General features: G+C 42.4%; 18 protein-coding genes. 9 read left to right on the forward strand and 9 right to left on the reverse strand.

The genetic code is table 11. From position 1 onward, the window contains the following. Positions 1-164 precede the first annotated feature (164 nt). The 7 genes from BWI44_RS03680 to BWI44_RS03710 all read left to right on the forward strand — a co-directional run bounded on the left by BWI44_RS03680 (position 165) and on the right by BWI44_RS03710 (position 4,800). Positions 165-944, forward strand: coding sequence for a type II CAAX endopeptidase family protein (locus tag BWI44_RS03680; protein WP_007662010.1), 780 nt, complete (start codon positions 165-167; stop codon positions 942-944). Continuing rightward, a complete protein-coding gene (locus BWI44_RS03685; protein ID WP_007662011.1) occupies positions 941-1,597 on the forward strand; it encodes a DUF2975 domain-containing protein in 657 nt (218 codons plus the stop codon). The genes BWI44_RS03680 and BWI44_RS03685 overlap by 4 nt, the downstream gene beginning before the upstream one ends. Positions 1,598-1,610: 13 nt before the next feature. Continuing rightward, the gene (locus tag BWI44_RS03690) at positions 1,611-2,216 is read left to right on the forward strand and encodes a DUF2975 domain-containing protein (RefSeq protein WP_286811644.1); all 606 of its coding nucleotides are present in this window, start codon (positions 1,611-1,613) and stop codon (positions 2,214-2,216) included. 26 nt (positions 2,217-2,242) lie between these two features. Next, a complete protein-coding gene (locus BWI44_RS03695; protein WP_007662013.1) occupies positions 2,243-2,452 on the forward strand; it encodes a helix-turn-helix domain-containing protein in 210 nt (69 codons plus the stop codon). Between the two features lie 264 nt (positions 2,453-2,716). Next, positions 2,717-3,304, forward strand: coding sequence for a hypothetical protein (locus BWI44_RS03700; RefSeq protein WP_138292423.1), 588 nt, complete (start codon positions 2,717-2,719; stop codon positions 3,302-3,304). 25 nt (positions 3,305-3,329) lie between these two features. Beyond that, positions 3,330-3,620 carry a hypothetical protein gene (locus tag BWI44_RS03705; protein ID WP_007662015.1) on the forward strand — a complete coding sequence of 97 codons (291 nt, stop codon included), beginning with the start codon at positions 3,330-3,332 and terminating at the stop codon, positions 3,618-3,620. Between the two features lie 13 nt (positions 3,621-3,633). Continuing rightward, entirely contained in the window at positions 3,634-4,800 is a 1,167-nt protein-coding gene (locus tag BWI44_RS03710; RefSeq protein WP_195209081.1) for a DUF4934 domain-containing protein, read from the forward strand. 76 nt (positions 4,801-4,876) lie between these two features. On the opposite strand, the gene BWI44_RS03715 is transcribed toward BWI44_RS03710, so the two are convergent. Genes BWI44_RS03715 through BWI44_RS03725 form a run of 3 tightly spaced genes read right to left on the reverse strand, consistent with a single transcriptional unit; the run spans position 4,877 to position 7,284 of the window. Continuing rightward, on the reverse strand, positions 4,877-5,305 hold the full coding sequence (locus BWI44_RS03715) for a SufE family protein (RefSeq protein WP_195209082.1): 429 nt from the start codon (positions 5,303-5,305) through the stop codon (positions 4,877-4,879). Between the two features lie 24 nt (positions 5,306-5,329). Further along, positions 5,330-6,325, reverse strand: coding sequence for a M28 family peptidase (locus tag BWI44_RS03720; protein WP_195209083.1), 996 nt, complete (start codon positions 6,323-6,325; stop codon positions 5,330-5,332). Further along, the gene (locus tag BWI44_RS03725) at positions 6,322-7,284 is read right to left on the reverse strand and encodes a S66 peptidase family protein (RefSeq protein WP_195209084.1); all 963 of its coding nucleotides are present in this window, start codon (positions 7,282-7,284) and stop codon (positions 6,322-6,324) included. The genes BWI44_RS03720 and BWI44_RS03725 overlap by 4 nt, the downstream gene beginning before the upstream one ends. A gap of 244 nt (positions 7,285-7,528) precedes the next feature. On the opposite strand from BWI44_RS03725, the gene BWI44_RS03730 reads away from it, so the two are divergent. Both BWI44_RS03730 and buk read left to right on the forward strand, forming a co-directional pair. Then, positions 7,529-8,443 (forward strand): phosphate acyltransferase, encoded by a 915-nt coding sequence (locus BWI44_RS03730; RefSeq protein ID WP_138292419.1) that lies wholly within the window; start codon positions 7,529-7,531, stop codon positions 8,441-8,443. 62 nt (positions 8,444-8,505) lie between these two features. After that, positions 8,506-9,588 carry a butyrate kinase gene (buk, locus tag BWI44_RS03735; protein ID WP_007662021.1) on the forward strand — a complete coding sequence of 361 codons (1,083 nt, stop codon included), beginning with the start codon at positions 8,506-8,508 and terminating at the stop codon, positions 9,586-9,588. Positions 9,589-9,907: 319 nt separating this feature from the next. Here buk and BWI44_RS03740 read toward each other — a convergent pair whose 3' ends face one another. The 6 genes from BWI44_RS03740 to pnp form a co-directional block, all read right to left on the reverse strand. Further along, positions 9,908-11,533 carry a SusD/RagB family nutrient-binding outer membrane lipoprotein gene (locus tag BWI44_RS03740; protein WP_007662022.1) on the reverse strand — a complete coding sequence of 542 codons (1,626 nt, stop codon included), beginning with the start codon at positions 11,531-11,533 and terminating at the stop codon, positions 9,908-9,910. A 12-nt stretch (positions 11,534-11,545) separates the two neighbouring features. After that, positions 11,546-14,971 (reverse strand): TonB-dependent receptor, encoded by a 3,426-nt coding sequence (locus BWI44_RS03745; RefSeq protein ID WP_195209085.1) that lies wholly within the window; start codon positions 14,969-14,971, stop codon positions 11,546-11,548. Positions 14,972-15,158: 187 nt separating this feature from the next. Next, a complete protein-coding gene (locus BWI44_RS03750; RefSeq protein WP_007662026.1) occupies positions 15,159-16,094 on the reverse strand; it encodes a FecR family protein in 936 nt (311 codons plus the stop codon). A 134-nt stretch (positions 16,095-16,228) separates the two neighbouring features. Continuing rightward, a complete protein-coding gene (locus BWI44_RS03755) occupies positions 16,229-16,417 on the reverse strand; it encodes a hypothetical protein (protein WP_022391484.1) in 189 nt (62 codons plus the stop codon). A gap of 89 nt (positions 16,418-16,506) precedes the next feature. Next, positions 16,507-17,067 carry an RNA polymerase sigma-70 factor gene (locus BWI44_RS03760; protein WP_007662030.1) on the reverse strand — a complete coding sequence of 187 codons (561 nt, stop codon included), beginning with the start codon at positions 17,065-17,067 and terminating at the stop codon, positions 16,507-16,509. Between the two features lie 167 nt (positions 17,068-17,234). Further along, positions 17,235-19,227 (reverse strand): polyribonucleotide nucleotidyltransferase (gene pnp / locus BWI44_RS03765; RefSeq protein WP_286811670.1); only part of this gene is annotated, 1,993 nt, incomplete at its 5' end.

Below are 19,227 nucleotides of genomic sequence, written 5' to 3' on the forward strand. Positions count from 1 at the left end.
CAAAACATATAAAGGTTGACGATTATGAAAAAGGCATTTATGAGTATCTCTTTGTTAGTGATTTCCCTCTCCATGTTGATGGCAGTTCTTTGTGGTATAGGAGCTACAGTTTGATGGTTTAATAGAGAAAATATATCTTTGTAGACTCTAAAAGGACAACAACGATGAAAACTGCAATAAAACTGGCTTTTATCTACTTGGCGATGCAAATTCTCGGGGCATTGGCAGTGGGGCCGTTTACTATGATTTATGCGTACGTAAAATACGGTACTATAGACAGAGCAAATGAATTTGCTTTAGCTCCTACTCTGCTGGCAGGATTTGTTTTTATGCTGATCTATTTATGGAAAAAAGGTTATCTGACGAAAGATAAGCAATTGTATTCACCTGTGTCTGCAAGCTATTTATTCTGGAGTGCCATAATGGGGATTTCCATGATTTACCTGATTGACTTTCTAATGTCTCATCTCACATTTTTGCCTGACTGGCTGAGTAATACTTTTGACTTACTGCAATCCGGTTGGCTAGGTATTCTTTGTGTAGCTATATTGGGACCCATTTTGGAGGAGCTGCTATTTCGTGGAGCAGTCACTAAAGTTCTTTTGAAAAAGTATAATCCGTTGACAGCTATTCTGATATCCGGTTTGATATTCGGTATCTTTCATATGAATCCGGCACAGGTGGTAGGAGCGACGCTGATCGGTTTTATTCTTGCATGGATCTATTACAAGACACATAGTCTGATACCTTGTATCTTGATTCACATTATGAACAACAGTCTTTCTGTTTATCTTGCTCTCAAATTTCCGGATGTGGAATATAGCAGTGAATTGATTGGAGAAAAAGCTTATCTGACAGGTCTCGTAATTACTTTCCTTTTGTTTATATTGTCCTGGCGAATGATGAATTCCTATAAATTATCTAATACAACTATTGAAGTATGAAAAGAAGATTGAATATTCTTTGCGTGATCGTATTACTTGTGCTGGGTTATTCGGTTTTAGAGACTACTTATTATGTCGGCTTGGGAATTAAAACCGGGATCGAGAAAGGTATTGACTCCAAGATTGATGCAAAAGCTAAAGAAGAGATTAGCAATGTGCAAGTCGTGCAGCTGGTACCAAAAGATTTGGGTGGAGATATCTTGATTGACTCTGTTTACAATGAGAAATCCGGTAAATATGTGCCTGCTGCTTACGGACAAATGATTGTAAGTGTGAATACTCAACCGAGTGTCTTATCAAGAATTGTTTCTCTCCTGATTCTTATTGTAAACTATGTTGCTATTGTCTGGGCTGTAGTACTTTTTATCCGTCTTATTGTGTCAATTAATAAATCCGACATATTCAACTGGAAGAATGTCCGCCGGCTTAGACGTTTAGGAGTACTGCTTATTATTGGTTTTGTATGTACCTTCCTTCTTGCGTTTCTGAGTTTTCATAACGTGGAAAAGGTCTTTTCAGTGACAGGTTATTCATTGAGTATGGCAGATATGGTGCATATTACTTCGCTGGTATTGGGGATTTCGGCCTTGATTGTGGCAGAAGTATTTGCTATTGGACTGAAGATGAAGGAAGAACAGGATTTGACGATTTAAATAAAGGTGAGTTATGAAAAAAATTAGAATATTAGCTTTATTGGTGATAGTAGTGTTCGTTGCCGAAGTGATAATGTCAAACGGAACAGCCGATTTCAGACGTGGCTGGAACAGTGCAGGTAATAGTAGGGAACTTAAATTCTCAACCGTAGATATTTCGATTAAAGCTGAAAAAAACATAGCAGTTGATTCCTTGTTTAATAGTGTCATTCAACAGAATGTACCTTGCAGGATGTCTTCTCTGGAGACGGAAATACAACCGTCATTTATTAATAAACTGATTTTGATGTTGGCTTTTCCTCTTGTACTTTTTGCTTTTTATGGATTTTATTGTATGATTAGGGTGGTTATTTCAGTGAGCCGTGGGAAGGTATTCACACGCGAAAATGTAAACCGCATGCATCTTTTTGTCTATTCGATAATACTCCTCGGCATTTGTATGGAGACTTACGAATATCTTCTGCACAAGGATGCTGTATCCCAGATTCAGTTTAGTGGTTATGAGCTGACATCTTATGCGTTAACGTTCTCTTGGTTCTCGTACTTGATACTGGCATTGTTTACCGAGATATTTGCCGTGGGTGTGAAGATGAAAGAAGAACAAGATCTGACCATTTAATCCTAACTTTGATAAAAGTGATTTATATGATTATAGTAAACCTTGATATAATGATGGCTCGGCGAAAGATATCTTTAGGAGAGCTGGCCGAAAAGGTGGATATTACACCCGCTAATTTATCTATTCTGAAAACGGGAAAAGCGAAAGCTATCCGTTTTTCTACACTGGAGGCTATTTGTAAAATTCTGGATTGCCAACCGGGAGATATTCTGGAATATCAGGAAGGAGACGAATAAAATAGCATTTTAGGACTGATATAGGTGTTTGTTAAATAGAAGGAGGATTTGGAATTTCTGAATCCTCCTTCTATTTATGTATAGCTAGTGTCAGTTTATACTATTTTGTGGGTGTATTTGTCCACTATAATTATGGTGATAAACTTGTATTTGATTGATATATAAAAGATTGTGTTATAAGTATAAAAGAGAATTTGTCCATCTTGATAATGATGATTTATTGAGGAGAGATACCTATGTTTGTAATTTATAAATAGTAAATGGATGAGAATAAAGAAGAATAGTATTCTAATTACATTATTGTTTGTTCTTTCAATAGGGCTGATAGTAATGATTAGAAATAACTATCAAATTAATAGTAAGTTAAAGGAGTGCAATCTGAAACTGTTGGAGAAAAAGATTGCATTGGGTTCTGCTATTTGGGCAATAACTCAATGTCATAAATACACTAATGAGAGAATTAAAGATTTAGATCTGATAGTTGATAGGCAAAAGCGACCTTTTAGTCTTGAATTGAATGATGGATATAAGCTTTTCTATAAATTTTCTCTTTCGGATTGCAGTAGCTGTATTGAATCCGAATTGAAGAATATTAAGGGAAAAATGAAGTCTGTTAATATTCTTATTGAGACTCAAAGTTTGAGAGATTTTAAGGCTTTCATAGCCATTAATCATATTGATACAGCTAAAGTATTTCAAATAGAAAAACCAATATTGGAAGAGGCGGAATTGCCTTTCTATTTTGTTACGGATAGAGAATTATATATTAAGGATCTTTTTTTCCCGATGTCAGAATTACCAGATTTGGCAGTTGAATTTTATCAAATAGTACAAGATAAATACCTGAATTAATGTTTAATTTTAAATTTTAGTTATTATGAAAAAGAAGGTTGTTGTTTTATTTACAATTTGTTTTATGTTCGCATTTCTGCAACAGTATTTTAATCGGAACTCAGAGTTGGCGGATTTTATTAATTCTACATTGGCGAGTGTAGAGTCTCTTGCGCAGGATGAGATCGGACCTGATGATTGTTGGCTACAACCTGAAACAAAACGCTGCACACTTCAATTGGGAGGTGGCTGGTTTACAAGTAGTGTAGAAAGGGTTTGTGTGTTTTGTGCGGTTCCTTATTCCTGCACTCCTGTACAATGTGGAGAACGGTTCTAGTTTGTAATCCATTATGAAACATATCTATTGTATTATAATACTCCTTATTTTCTTTTATTCCTGCCAAAGCAAGAGTAAAAAAGAATATGGATTGTCTCAAATAGAGAATATCGTTACAGAGAATCTGCAAACTATAGTGGTGGAAGTAGAAGATTTTGATTTTGAGAAATTAGGAAATTTTCTTGAGACCACTTCTTATATTCAACTGGCTGCTGAACCGTTACTTACCTCCATACAGGAAGTGCAAATTAAAAACGAGAAAATTTACGTGCATGATAGACTTTCCAGAATTATCTGTTATGATATGCAAGGCAATGTTATTTATATAATAGATGCTAAAGGAGCCGGTCCTGGTGAATATACGAATGTTAATGCTTTTGTTGTCAATGAGCAAAATAGAGAATTAGTCATATTTGATAATTTCAGGCAATCTCTTCTTTATTATGATGCAGATAATGGAGCATATATTAAAATGCAAAAGCTTGGGAAACCTGATCCTACAGCAATGGCTTCATTGAGAGGAGTTTATTATTATGATAATAGATATCATAATAATTATGCGAATGATACGACTCTTTATTATTCCTTATTGATATCGAAAGATGGTACTCGTATGGGGCAACGTTATTTTCCGCATAATGAAGCAGAGTCTTCTTATCATTTTACTCCGGGGCAACCATTTAGTTATAATGATTCAGTATTGTATTATTGCAAAGCCTTTGATTCGGTGGTCTATGAATTAAGTCCGGAGGGCTTGAAAGCTCTGTATGAGATAGAATTGCCTAATCCTTTGCCCTTTTCTAAAATAGAGGATAAAGCGGATGAGTGGAACTTAATGAAATCGGAGTATTCTATAGGATTAGAGAAAATATGCAGGTGTAATGATCTTCTTTATTTTCAATTTTCTAAAGATGGCTTCTTACAGTTAGGGCTCTATGATTTAGCTCAGAAAAAACAAATCTATTGTGGTAAAAGGTTAACGGATAAAGTTGGTAAGTCAGTCCCTGTTTTTCGCTTAATTGATGGGGTATATAAGGGTAAATTTTGGGGGATTATCACTCCTGAAACTGTTGATTATGCCTTGTCGGAAGAACCGAATAAGGACTATCCTGATATAATTCGTAATTATAATCCCGATACAGATAACCCGATTATCGCGTTCTATAATGTGGCTAAATGATTGTGCTAGGCTATTAATGAGATTGCCTGAATATACTATATAGTTATTCGGGCAATCTTTTATTTAGGTTTTCACTTTATTTACTGCTATCTTTCGCCTTGAAGGCCAGCGCATACATTCGCATCTGCTTCACCATAGACAGCAAACCATTGCTGCGAGTAGGTGAGAGGTGCTCTTTCAGTCCTATCTTATCGATGAAATAAAGGTCGGAATTCAGTATCTCGTCCGGTGTATGTTCAGAGAGTACTTTTATCAGTAATGAGATAATACCTTTCACAATCAAGGCGTCGCTTTCTGCTTTGAAGATTACTTTTCCATCCTCTTCATCAGCTTGTAACCATACACGGCTCTGACACCCTTCAATCAGATTCTGTTCCGTTTTATATTTTTCGTCGAGCGGTTCCTGCTCGTTTCCTAAATCTATGAGGAGTTGATAGCGATCCATCCAGTCGTCAAAGTCGCTGAATTCGGCAATCACCTCGTCTTGCAGTTCGTTGATACTCATGCTTTGTGAATTATAAATTATGAATTATTTTTCGTTGTAGATGACTTGCATTACTGTTTGTCCTACTGCTTGCAATGTAGCCTTATCAATGGCATCCATGTCATCTTTCACGGTGTGCCAATGCTCAAAGAAATCACCTTCGGGATAATAAGGAATAATGTCAATGGTCGGGACTTTGGAATATTTGTTGATGAATGTATGGTCATCTGTTACGAAGCCACCTTCTTTCTGCACAAAATAACGTCCGAAGCCTAAAGCATTGGCCGTTTTCCAGACTTTTTCATTCACATTGGGAGCCACATTATGAGACAAACTTTCATAACGGAACTCCGGGTTCTTGCCTCCTACCATATCCAGCAGTATACCGAAGCGTGCAGTATATCCCTGCACATGCGGATTGCGTGCCCAATATTGTGAACCGAGCGCCCAGTATTCCTCTTTATGCGGACCGTTGTAAGCACGGTGTGTCCCATAATCTTCAGCATCTACAAAAATGATATCGATACCCATTTCCGGTAACTGTTTCTGCAAATGGCGTGCTATTTCCAATAATACGCCTACACCGCTGGCACCGTCATTAGCACCTAAGATCGGAGTATTATGATTTTTAGGATCCGGATCAGCGTCTGCCCACGGGCGGCTGTCCCAGTGAGAAAAGAGGGCGATACGCTTTTTCGTATCCGGTTTGTAGGAACCAATAATATTCCGGGCTTTTAGTAACGTACCGGTATAGGCAGGTAAGTCTACATATTGGTTAGTGACCTTTGCACCAAACTCGGTCAATTTGTCTGCCAGATAATTACCACAATCCACGTGTGCTTTCGTGTTGGGAACGCGTGGACCGAAGTCAACCTGTGCTTTTACATACTGATAAGCACTGTCTGCATTGAACTGTGGAACATTGACAGTGTTCTCGGCAGTTGCTTCCGTGTCGTCACTTGCCTTCTTGGTGTTGTTGCTGCATGCTATGAATGCAAGCAATACCAGGCATAAAGGGATGAGAGTATAATTCCGTTTCATTCTTTATCTAAATTAAAACTTAGTTTCACTTCTTTTTTTCCGGTCTCCAACGTAACTTCTGCTCCGTTTATCATGGGTAGGTTCATACTGACATGCCCTACCGGGAAATTAAAGCAGACGGGGTAATCGTACTCTTTTACAAGATCGGCAATGGCACCGTACAAATCCTTACCGAGCGACTTATTTTCTTCATATTCCGTAAACTGGCCTATGATGAGTCCGGAGAGTTTTTCTAATATACCGCCCAATTTCAGGTTGTAGATCATACGTTCTACCGCATGCGGACGTTCGCCTACATCTTCTATAAAAAGAATGGTTCCTTTGGCAGGAATATCGTAAGGTGTGCCGCGCAATCCATAAAATACGGACAAGTTACCACCTCGTAAAATACCGTTGGCAGTTCCTTTGTGATTTAGTTTATGTCCCAGACAAATATAGTTGAAGCCATTTTCCAAGGTTTCTACAGATTCTGCTGTTTCCGGATTAAAATGTCCGAACAGAATATCTTTGAGTGCCAGTGCACAGAAATCATCTTCGGGTTCCACCGTCAGATGGCGTGCCATCAGCGCATGGAGTGATGCGAAACCTTCTTTCTGCAGTACATTGTGCAATGCAGTGATATCACTAAAACCAATCAGCCATTTGGGATGTTTACGGAAACGGGTAAAATCAAGTTTCCCTAACAAGTGCACTGCCCCGTATCCACCACGGCTACAGAGAATGATTTTGGCTTTTTCATCATCCAGGGCATCCTGCAAGTCCTCCACCCGTTGCTTGATGCTACCCCCATACGTTCCGTGTGAACTACCGGCATGTTTAGCCATTACTACTTCCAGTCCCCAGGACTTCAAACGTTTTTGGGCTCCTTTCAAAAAAGACTTGTCTATCTTGCTGGAAGGAGAAAGGATGATGACGCGATCACCTTTTTGTACGTATGGTGGAAAAATAAGGCTGCTCATAATTCAATATTTTGCGTATGGGGACAAAAGTACATAAAATAACTCAAAACGAAATTTAGTTTACACTACAGATTACACAGATTAACACAGATTTATTCTAATAGTGGGAAAAAGTGATAATCTGTGTAAATCGATGTAGTCTGTGATAAAAACTATCAAAATGAAATTGAGATTATGAAATTTCCAAGGATGTTATGCTGTATTTCTCGACATTTTTTCAGATATTTGCTAAAAATCTAACGTTATGGAACCTATTCGAAGCTTTGATCAATTAACCTCACACTTGAAATCCTTAAACAAGAGGAAACGTATTGCCGTAGTTTGTGCCAATGATCCCAATACGGAATATGCCATTGCCCGTTCTCTGGAAGAAGGAATTGCGGAATTCCTGATGATCGGTGACTCTGCTATTCTTGAAAAATACCCTACATTGAAGAAATACCCCCAGTACGTCAAGACGGTGCATATAGAAGATTCCGATGAGGCGGCGCGTGAGGCTGTCCGCATTGTACGCGAGGGTGGGGCTGATATCCTGATGAAAGGGATTATCAATACCGATAACCTCTTGCGTGCTATTCTCGACAAAGAAAAGGGTTTGTTGCCTAAAGGTAAAATCCTCACCCACCTGGCTGTGATGCAGATTCCTACGTATGATAAGTTGCTTTTCTTTTCGGATGCCGCCGTAATTCCACGGCCTACTTTGCAGCAGCGCATAGAGATGATCTGGTATGCCATACATACCTGCCGCCATTTCGGTATCGAACAACCTCGTATCTCTCTTATCCACTGCACGGAAAAGGTGAGTGCCAAGTTTCCTCATTCGTTAGATTACGTCAACATCGTGGAATTGGCAGAGGCCGGAGAATTCGGAGATGTGATAATCGACGGTCCGCTGGATGTGAAGACTTCCTGTGAGAAAACAAGTGGTGACATTAAAGGCATTGCATCTCCCATCAATGGAGAAGCGGACGTGCTGATATTCCCTAATATAGAGTCGGGAAACGCCTTTTATAAGGCTGTTTCCCTGTTTGCTCATGCCGATATGGCGGGCTTGTTGCAAGGCCCTGTTTGTCCGGTGGTACTGCCTTCGCGCAGCGATTCCGGCCTGTCTAAGTATTATAGCATTGCCATGGCATGCCTCACTTGTGCCTGTGACTAAGGTGGCAGGATGATAAAGCGGTCAATCCCAATTGTAAATTGTAAATCGTCAAATTGTAAATTATGAAAATTCTCGCTATCAATCCCGGTTCTACTTCAACGAAGATTGCGGTATATGAAGACACAACTCCGCTTCTGGTGCGTAACATCCGCCATTCGGTAGGAGAACTTTCCCATTTTCCTCGTGTCATCGACCAGTTTGAATTCCGCAAGAATCTGGTGATAGAAGCCCTGAAGGAGAATGGTATTCCTTTTGAATTTGATGCCATCGTAGGGCGTGGAGGATTGTTGAAACCCATTCCGGGTGGAGTATATGAAGTGAATGATGCCATGCTGGACGACATTGCCCATGCCATGCGCAGTCATGCCTGTAACTTGGGGTGTCTCATTGCTGCCGAACTGGCTGCATTGCTTCCCGGTTGCCGTGCCTTCATTGCTGATCCCGGTGTAGTGGATGAATTGGATGAGATAGCCCGCATCACAGGTTCGCCCCTGATGCCGCGCATCACCATCTGGCATGCGCTGAACCAGCGAGCCATTGCCCGCCGCTATGCTGCCGAACTTACAACCGCTTCTCCCGACCATCCGGTCCGCTACGAAGACCTGAATCTTATAATCTGCCATTTGGGTGGCGGCATATCCGTTGGCGCTCATAATCACGGTCGCTGCATCGATGTGAACAATGCCCTTGACGGAGAAGGTCCCTTCTCTCCCGAGCGGGCGGGGACGTTGCCTGCCGGCCCATTGATTGATCTTTGTTACTCCCATCGTTTCAGGAAAGATGAATTGAAGAAGCGTATTTCCGGTCATGCCGGTCTGGCGGCACATCTGGGCACTACGGATATACCTGCTATTATCAAGTCCATAGAAGGTGGAGATACGAAAGCGGAACTGGTGCTGAATGCTATGATTTATCAGGTTGCCAAAAGTGTGGGTGCCGCTGCTGTTGTGCTTTACGGTAAAGTAGATGCCATCTTGCTGACGGGCGGCATAGCCCATTCAGAGTATGTCATTTCCCGTTTGAAGGAACGGGTTTCTTTCCTTGCTCCGGTGCATGTCTATCCCGGGGAAGATGAACTGGAGGCACTTGCTGTGAATGTTTTGGGAGCATTGCGCGGGGAGTTGCCGATACAGGTTTATAAGTGATAATTAAAGATACGAACCCAACGATTGTTTTCATTCCATGAAGATTCTGCTTACCCCAAATGGTAACTCCATTTACACGCCGAGGTAAAGGCCGTTACATACCGAGGTAAAGAGCGTTACAATAGGTGGTAAAGGTCGTTACATCCTGCGGTAAATGCTTTTACATCTTGCGGTAAATGATCGGTAAATGTAATGCGCTGATAGAAAAGGAGTAAAGCCCCCCAAATGACTTTACTCCTTCCAATCTTTTTCCCTCGTAACTAATACGGAGAAAACACCACTAATCAAAATTCTATACCTTGGTTTTCTTTTATTAGGATTAGAAATTGTTCTTTCCGGTATCCCACCAAAGACGGGTACCACCAGTATCCAGACCGCCTAACTTGCTAACCAATGCATCATATAACGGCTTGTTGTTCGTGATATAGTCTTGGTTGAAGAATACACGACGAATCATATCATCTGTACTAATGGCGTTACTACTGTTATTTACTACTACTTTGAAGAGTTTCGGATAGCCGGTGCGGCGTTGTTCTGCCCAAGCTTCGCAACCTTCGGGGTAGATAGCCAACCACTTTTGGGTGATGATTCTTTCCAGTTTTGTTTCATTATCGGCGGTATTATCCCATTTTGGAGTGATACTGGTAGTTGCTTTGGCATCAAAGTTCTTATCGAATGTATCTACGTAATCAGCAGGAGTGTTTTCACTTTCCAAATATTCACTTACGCCACTGGCATCCCATTGTGCAAAGGAAGTAGTGACACCTTGTTTGTAGCAACTCTCCACGTCTTCAGACGTGAAGCCTCTCAAGGCAGCTTCTGCGCGAAGGAACCATACCTCGGCAGCAGCCATTACTATAATCTTGCTACTGGTGGTGATGGTGGTTCGTGAGTGGGTGGAGTAACGGTTGTCTCCTACACCTGTTCCCTGGCGCACACCTTTAAACTTGCCTTCGATGCTGGTCAGTTGTTTCACACCCGCCACAGTTTGCGTGATGTTGCCATCATTGTCTCTACCATCTTGTGCGGCACTGAAGTAGGACTTCAAGCGCGGGTCGTCATATCCTTTCAGGAAAGACTCTAGGCTGGCGTTCATAAATACTTCGCCCCAACCGGAAACACCACCCAGCGGGTTGCGGATTCCATATTGGCCTACAGTTTCGTTAGATGTTTCCAATACACCGCCATTCTGTGCGTCTAATGCAGCCTGAGCTTGTTCTTTGGCTAAATCGGGGTCCACATTGGATACACGCATTGCCAGGCGCAAGCGAAGAGAGTTGGCAAACTTCAACCATTGTGCAGGCGTACGTTTGCCTTCCGGCATCATGAAGTCGGCGCTTTCAAAAGATACGCCGCCTTTATAGTCCTTCAGAATATTGATGGCTGTTGCCAGGTCTTCGAAGAAACGCTTGTAAACTTCCTGCTGGGACTGGGGAGTTTGTGCGGCAGTGCCGAAACCGTCATAAAGAATAGGACCATAATAGTCGCTTACACGATGCAGGAGGGTTACTTTCAGCACTTTGGTAAGAGCATGATACAAGGGCCAGTCTTCGGCTGTGTTCAACTCTTCGGAATCAGCGATGGAAGGCATGACGTTGCCGTAGGAATAGGTCCACATGGCGCTTGTCCAACCATTGTTCAGATTGTAGGTAGAGTTGTTCTGGTTGAACGCACCATTCATGTCGTGGAAGAATCCGCCATACATATCGGCTACCAGGTTCTGTATCACTTGATATTGCCAGTCGGTTCCTTCTACACCCGTCTGGTAAATAATACCTTTTTGGATGGTAGAGAAAGGTACCAGGTTAGTCTGGTTGTCATATTTCTGCAAATCGTCTGTATAAGCTCCTTTTGTATCGTTGAATCCGGCAAAATTATCGGTGCAGGATGAAAGACTTAAAAGTCCACCCAAAAGTAGTACGGCTGTATATTTTATCTTATTCATATCGTTCAGGTGTTAGAAAGTGAGTTTAATATTGAATCCAATGTTTCTCGTTGAAGGCATACCATAGGTATCCAAACCTTGGTTATCATTACCTACGGACATTGTTGCGTCCGGGTCGAACGGGGCATCTTTGTAGATGAAGAACAGATTGCGGGCCACCAGTGAGAGGTCTACACCTTTGATGAATCCTGTCTTTTCGAGCATCTGCTGCGGGAAGGAGTAGCCCAATGACAGCTCACGCAAGCGGATGTTAGTTCCATCATATCTGTAGAATTCGGTAGTACCGTTACCGCGGTCGCCTACCATTTGATAGAAACCTTGTACGTTCTTGATTTCCTGACCTTCCAGCATGTAGTGCTTTGCTGCGCGTGCATCACCGGTTGCTTTGCTTACACCTGCATAATCCAGACCGGCTTGCGTCAGTGAGATAACGTCGCCACCCATGCGGGTATCAATCAGGAAGTAAAGTGAGAAACCTTTATAAGTCAGAGTATTGCTCCAGCCAAGGGTCCAGTCGGGATTGAAGTTACCAATCTTGGCAGCCTTGTCAGTGGTTACCTGCGGCAGGCCGGCTTTTTTGTTCTCATTACCATCTTTGTCCGTTGCCGGCTCCAAAAGAATTTTGCCGCTTTCATCGCGTACAAATACGTTGCCGTAGATGTCGCCCAATGAACCACCTTCTACAACCATCATCTTATAAGGCATACTTACGTTGCCGGAAGCATACTGGAAACTGGGTGTTCCGCCCAGAGATACAATTTCATTCTTATTGGTAGCGAAGTTGAATTGAGTTTTCCAACGGAAGTTGTCGTTCATCAGCGGAGTGGCTCCTACAGTGACTTCAATACCGGTATTGCGAATCTTACCTGCATTAATCCAACGGAAACGGCGCTTTTCGGCAGTCGTGTTCACCCGGATCAATTGGTTCTTGGTATCGGTGCGATAGAACGTAAAGTCGAAATCCAAGCGACTGTTGAAGAATCTCCACTCGGTACCAATTTCGATAGAGGTGCTGATCTCCGGTTTTAGGTCTTCGGCAAAGTAATAGTCGATAGGATTGACTACGCCACCGGCTGTAATAGTCTGTGCCGGACTGGTGATGCCGATGGGAAGGTCGTTACCTACTTGTGCCCAAGATGCGCGGACTTTACCGAAGCTGATCCATGACGGGAGGTTGAGTGTCTGGTTCAAAATCCAGGATACACCTACTGAGGGGTAGAAGAAACCGGAACCTTCGCTCTTCGTGTTGGCCAGTGTAGACGACCAGTCGTTACGGGCGGTCAGATCCAAGTAAAGGCTTTCTTTCCAGCCGATTTGTGCTGTTGCAAAGAGGGATTGGATGGTGCGTCTTTGATCGTTCAGTTCGTCGATGAAGGAAGTTCCGGCGCCGCCCAGATTCATGTTGGCGACTGTAAATACGTTTGCTTTGTACAAGCCGGATTTTCCGGAGTCGAGGCTTAGTGAGTTCACTTTCGTAGTGTTGATGCTGCTACCGATGGCTGCATTCAGTGACCAGTCGTTCCAGGTTTTGTTGAACATTGCCATCACGTCGCCGTACATCATGAATTCCTGACGGTTCAGCTTGATGTAACGTCCGTTTTCGTGGGCTACATCGGCTGCTGTACCGGCGTACATTTTCTGGTCGTAGTTATCGTTGATATAATCTACATTGCCACGTGCCTGGATGGTGAACCAATCGTTTACCTTCAGGTTGGCGCTCAGTGAAGCCATTGTGCGGAAGCGTTTGTCGTTGCTGGTAACTCTGTTGTTTAACCAATAAGGGTTCTGAGTGAAACCACTGATGTCAGTATACCAGTTCTGTAAGGGCATGGCTCTGTTGGCATCAAACTTTTCGTAACCGTTGTTGTCGCGGTAAACACTCATGTCTTCGCCACGCGGAAAGGAATATAAACCTACCAATGGGTTCATATAGTAACCACCGGAAGTAGGGCGGTTCTTGATTTTCTGGGTCATCAGGTTCACGTTGGCATCCAGTGTCAAGCGTTCGTTGAAGAGGGAAGCTGTTTCGCGGAAAGTGATGTTGTGCTTCTGAAGTTTGTTTACATCAACAATGCCGCTGGCGGTGGTGTTGGCATAAGAGAAGTAGGTTTGCATCTTTTCTTTTCCTGCTGTGACGGATAAGGAGTTTGTGGCTGTCACTCCGTTACTGAAATAGTCGCCCACATTGTCATAAGCTTTCATACTTGCGTTTTCTGCGCCCCAACTGGTTTCGCCACTGGCGCCGTATCTGTTTTGGAATTCGGGCAGGCTGATGGCATGATCTACAGTGAGGTTGGAAGAGAAGGTGATGCGTTGCATGCCGGCTTTTCCTTTCTTAGTAGTGATAAGGATTACACCATTAGCAGCTTGCGAACCGTAAAGAGCGGCAGCGGAAGCACCTTTCAGGATGCTCATGCTTTCAATGTCGTCTGGATTGAGGTTGGAGATACCGTCACCGGAGTCGCGGTTACCGGTATCATTATTGCCACCCATGGCGGAAAAGGCTTGTTCTGATGTGTTATTCAGCATAGGCACACCATCAATGACATATAATGGCTGGTTATTACCGTCGGCGTTGGCAGAACGAATACCACGGATGGAAACCTTGGCAGAACCCCCTAAACCGGAGGAGTTGCGTGTAATAGATACACCGGCGGTTTTTCCGGCCAATGCATTAATCATATTCGGATCTTTGGCACGTGTCAGTTCGTCGCCGCCCACCTGTTGGGTTGAGTAAGTCAGTGAAGCAGCTTTTTTCTTGATACCCATAGCGGTTACTACAACCGTTTCCAGTGACAGGGCTTCTTCCTGCATCTGTACATTGAGAGTTTGCTGCCCGTTGAGAGCAATCGTTACAGGCTGGTATCCGATAAAGCTGATAACCAGCGTTGCATTGGTTGGAGTGTTTAGTGTAAACTCACCGTCTATATTGGTAATGCAACCGTTTGTAGTTCCTTTTTCCACGACATTGGCACCGATAATGGGCTCACCTTTCGTATCGGTAACAACACCTTTCACAGAGATATTCTCTTGTTGTACGGCAGTAATGATTTCACTTGCCTTTTCATTTTGTTTGGTCAGCACAATATTCTTGCCTTCCATTACATATCTGATGTCGGTACCATTAAAGATTTCGTCCAAAACTTCGGACACCGGTTGATTGTCTGCATCTACATTTACGGTGCGGCGCACGTCCACACTTTTCTTATTGTAGACAAACAAATATTCGGTCTGAGCCTCGATTTTATCGAGGATTTCGCCTACTCGTAACTCAGAACGGGGGATGCTGATTCTTGCACTCTGAGAGTAGGTAGCGTGGCTGTATGCCTGGAACGTTACAAACAAAAGAAGGAATAGTGTGATCTTCATAGTTCGTAATATTTGCTTAAATACTAAACTTTTTGGGCAAAAAAGCCCATTCAAAGAAATTTTTCTCATATCTTTGTAATGTGTTAAGTTAATAAATTGATTAAGGTCGATTTTTGACTGTTTCGGATCGGAAAGTATGGGGGTACTTTCCGATCTTTTTTGTGGGGGTAATTAGTAGACTGTTTCTTCTATTTCATAATGCTTTTCTATTTAAGGGGTTAGTACTAAATTTTAAGGTTTTATCTTTGATATCAAATTATTTCTCGTAAATAAAAATCGAGTCTTTTTCTTCATTGATGCTGAACTCAAAAGGATGATCTTTTGAAATGGTTCGAAGAATATGCTCTACGCCGTCCTGCTCGCGGAATTTTCCGGTGCAACTATCATAATTCAGCAGTTTGGGGTCGGAAACGGTTATTTTTACATTATAGTATTTTTCAAGTTTGGTAAGGATGCAGCTGAACGGTACATCATCAAAGCAATATAATCCTTCTTTCCACCGTAAGTATTCGTAAGAAGGAAGTATAACCTTTTTGCATTTCCCGTCATAGTTTCCAAAGAATTCATCTTTTTGCAAACGGGTGATGACTTTGTTGTTATTGGCGGGATAAATGTCTACAATACCTTCTACGAGGGTCGTTTCGAATTCTTTACTGTCTTTATAGGCACAAACATTGAAGCAGGTACCTACTACCTTTACTTTATTCATTTCGGTGTGTACATAGAAGGGGATATCTTTATTCTTTGCTACTTCAAAGTAGGCTTCACCATCCAGTTCCACATTTCTTTCACGACGTCCGAAGTTGGAAGCATAAGTTAATGTAGATTGTGCATTCAACCATACGCGTGTACCGTCAGCAAGGGTGATTTGTGCACGCTGTCCGGCAGGGACAGTAATGGTTTGCGGTTGGGCGAGTTTATTATAGAGGTAATCGTTTGTCATGAAGTAGCCGCATACACCTATGATGATAACGGCAGCTATGCGCATTCCCCATTTGAGTATCGGAGCCAGACGGAATGTCTTTTTCTTGCTGCTCTGTCTGTCAGAGAATAGGGCCACATCAAATATCATACGCTCTTTCAGGAAAGCTTCTCGGTTTTCCTCCGAGGCTTCCACCCAATCAAGGATGCGCTTTTCTTCTTCAATGGTGGCAGTTCCTCTAAAATACTTATATAATAGTTCTTGATTCATGACGTACTTAAATGGTTAATTAAATAAGGGAGGTTTTTCCTGTCCTTCTATAATTAATACAGATAAGTTCGTCACTACCCTAACGGGAAATGAAACTTTTTTTGTTTTATGAAATAATAAAGCTATTTACTGCATCAATCTACTGCGTTGGGAATGATGGATACAATGTAGCATTCGTCCGAAGCTTCGGCTTTAAATAGATTGTAAGCAATGCCTATGGCTTCCTCCGGGGAATTTGCTTCAATATTCTTGTTGACATTCAGGGTTTCAAAAATTTGTTCTCCCTCGATAAGCACGTAGTATATTATTACAATATATCTCATAACTACCATGTTTAATAGCCAGCAATATTACTGATGCTGCAAACATATGCCTTTTATTTATATTATCAAAGAAAAGCAGAAGAGTTTTATCAGAGAAGAATAGAAGTCAGATAATCTTTTAGTTCCACACGAAGAATACGTAAAGCTTTAGTGATATGAAACTCCACTGTTTTGAGGGAAACGTTCAGTTGTTCCGCTATTCTTTTATTCGGTAGGTTGCTATAACGGCTGAGCATGAATATTTCGCGGCTTTGAGGTGGCATCTTTTCCAGAGCTTTATTTACGATGTGCTGTATTTCTGTGCTGAATATTTTGTCGGGTTCGCAATCCTTTAAAGTAGCAATGCGCAAGTCCAGTTCGCGCTGACGGTGCGAATGCAGATCTTCCTCAATACGTAGACGTGTTTGTTCACGTTCCAGGTAGTTGAGAGCTTTATTCTTGATAATGGTAAGGAGCAGGGAATGCAAACCTTTATCTTCTTCCCAACGGTCGCGACATTCCCACAGAGAGATCATGGATTCCATTAAAATATCCTCTGCTTCTGCCCAACTTCTGGTATAGGAGTAGGCAAAGGCAAGGAATTTTTCCTGGTTCTCCCGAAAGAAACGAGAAAATAAATCCATAGTATGTAGGCTTCCAGCTAAAGGCATTTTTATATATTCTCTTTCTTATTTAAGGTTAATATTGTAAAGTAACATAATCTTTTCGGAATACGCAAAAGTATGAAAAGATTTTTCTGGTTTCCCTCTTTCTTTTTGCAAAAAGAAAGCCCGGCGGATTTCCGTCGGGCTTTGTATACTAAAGAATAAGGAATTTCTTATTTCTTTTCAGGTCTTTCCTGTCTTTCTGGTCTCGGAAGCAATACTTTACGGGAAAGCTTGAACTTACCGGTCTTCGGGTCGATATCGAGTAATTTCACTTCGATTTCGTCACCTTCTTTGATACCGGCTTCTTCTACTGTTTCCAGACGTTTCCAGTCGATTTCAGATATGTGGAGTAAACCGTCTTTACCCGGGAGGAATTCTACGAAAGCACCATAAGGCATTACGGAACGTACCTTGCCTTTGTATACTTCGCCAACTTCCGGTACAGCAACAATGCCCTTAATCAGACGCATAGCGTCATCAATGCTCTTCTTGTTGGTTCCGGAGATTTCGATTCTTCCGATATTGTCTACCTCTTCGATAGTGATTGTAGCACCTGTTTCTTCCTGCATACCTTGGATAATCTTTCCACCAGGGCCGATTATCGCACCAATGAATTCTTTAGGAATAGTCATCGTTTCAATACGTGGAGCATGAGGTTTCAGTTCTTCACGTGGTTCCTGAATGGTTTCCAGAATCTTACCGAGGATGTGCATACGTCCTTCTTTGGCTTGGTTCAAGGCACGTTCCAGAATATCGAATGACAGACCGTCTACCTTAATATCCATTTGAGTGGCGGTGATACCATTCTTGGTTCCTGTTACTTTGAAGTCCATGTCGCCCAGGTGGTCTTCATCACCAAGGATATCGGACAATACGGCATATTTGTCTTCACCCGGATTTTTAATCAATCCCATAGCGATACCTGATACCGGTTGTTTGATCTTCACACCTGCATCCATCAATGCCAGTGTTCCGGCACATACGGTAGCCATGGAAGAAGAACCGTTAGATTCAAGAATATCGGATACTACGCGTACTACATACGGATAGTCTGCTGGAATTTGACCTTTCAGTGCACGCCATGCCAAGTGTCCGTGACCAATTTCACGACGGCCTACGCCACGTTGTGCTTTTGCTTCTCCGGTAGAGAATGGAGGGAAGTTATAGTGAAGCAAGAAACGTTCTTTGCCATGTTCCAGTACATCGTCGATGATCTTCTCATCCAGTTTGGTACCCAAGGTAACAGTAGCCAGAGATTGAGTTTCACCACGAGTGAAGATTGCAGAACCGTGAGGTCCGGGCAAGTAGCTGATTTCGCTCCAGATAGGGCGGATTTCGTCAGTCTTACGTCCGTCAAGGCGCTTGCCTTCGTCCAAGATGCTACGGCGCATAGCCTCTTTCTCTACATCATGGTAGTAACGGTCGATCAGTGCTGCTTTTTCGCTCAATTCTTCTTCGCTGAACTGTGCTTTGAATTCTTCGCGGATAGCATCGAAAGCGTCCATGCGTTCGTGCTTATTTTTGTTGCCGGAAGCTGCGATGGCATAAGCCTTTGCGTAGCAAGCATCATGAACGGCTTTACGCAGTTCTTCATCATTTACTTCGTGGCAATATTCGCGTTTTACGGTAGAACCCACTGCTTCTGCCAATTCTTTCTGAGCTTGACATTGTACTTTGATTGCTTCGTGAGCTGCTTTCATGGCGTTCAACAAGTCAAGTTCGGAAACTTCACTCATTTCACCTTCTACCATCATGATGTTTTCATAAGTGGCACCTACCATAAGGTCCATGTCTGCTTTTTCCAACTGATCGAAAGTCGGGTTGATAACGAATTCTCCGTTGATGCGTGCTACACGTACTTCGGAAATCGGTCCGTTGAAAGGAATATCTGAAACAGCGAGGGCAGCAGAAGCTGCAAGTCCTGCCAAGGCATCAGGCATATCAACGCCGTCGGCAGAATAGAGGATGATGTTTACATATACCTCTGCGTGATAATTATCGGGGAATAAGGGGCGGAGAGCACGGTCTACAAGGCGGCAAGTCAGGATTTCATAATCCGAAGCGCGTCCTTCACGCTTGGTGAAACCGCCGGGAAAACGTCCGAATGCGGAGAATTTTTCTTTGTACTCTACCTGTAACGGCATGAAATCTGTTCCGGGAACT

It is taken from the genome of Bacteroides sp. Phil13 (assembly GCF_001940965.1).
GTDB classification, from domain to species: Bacteria; Bacteroidota; Bacteroidia; order Bacteroidales; family Bacteroidaceae; genus Bacteroides; species Bacteroides intestinalis.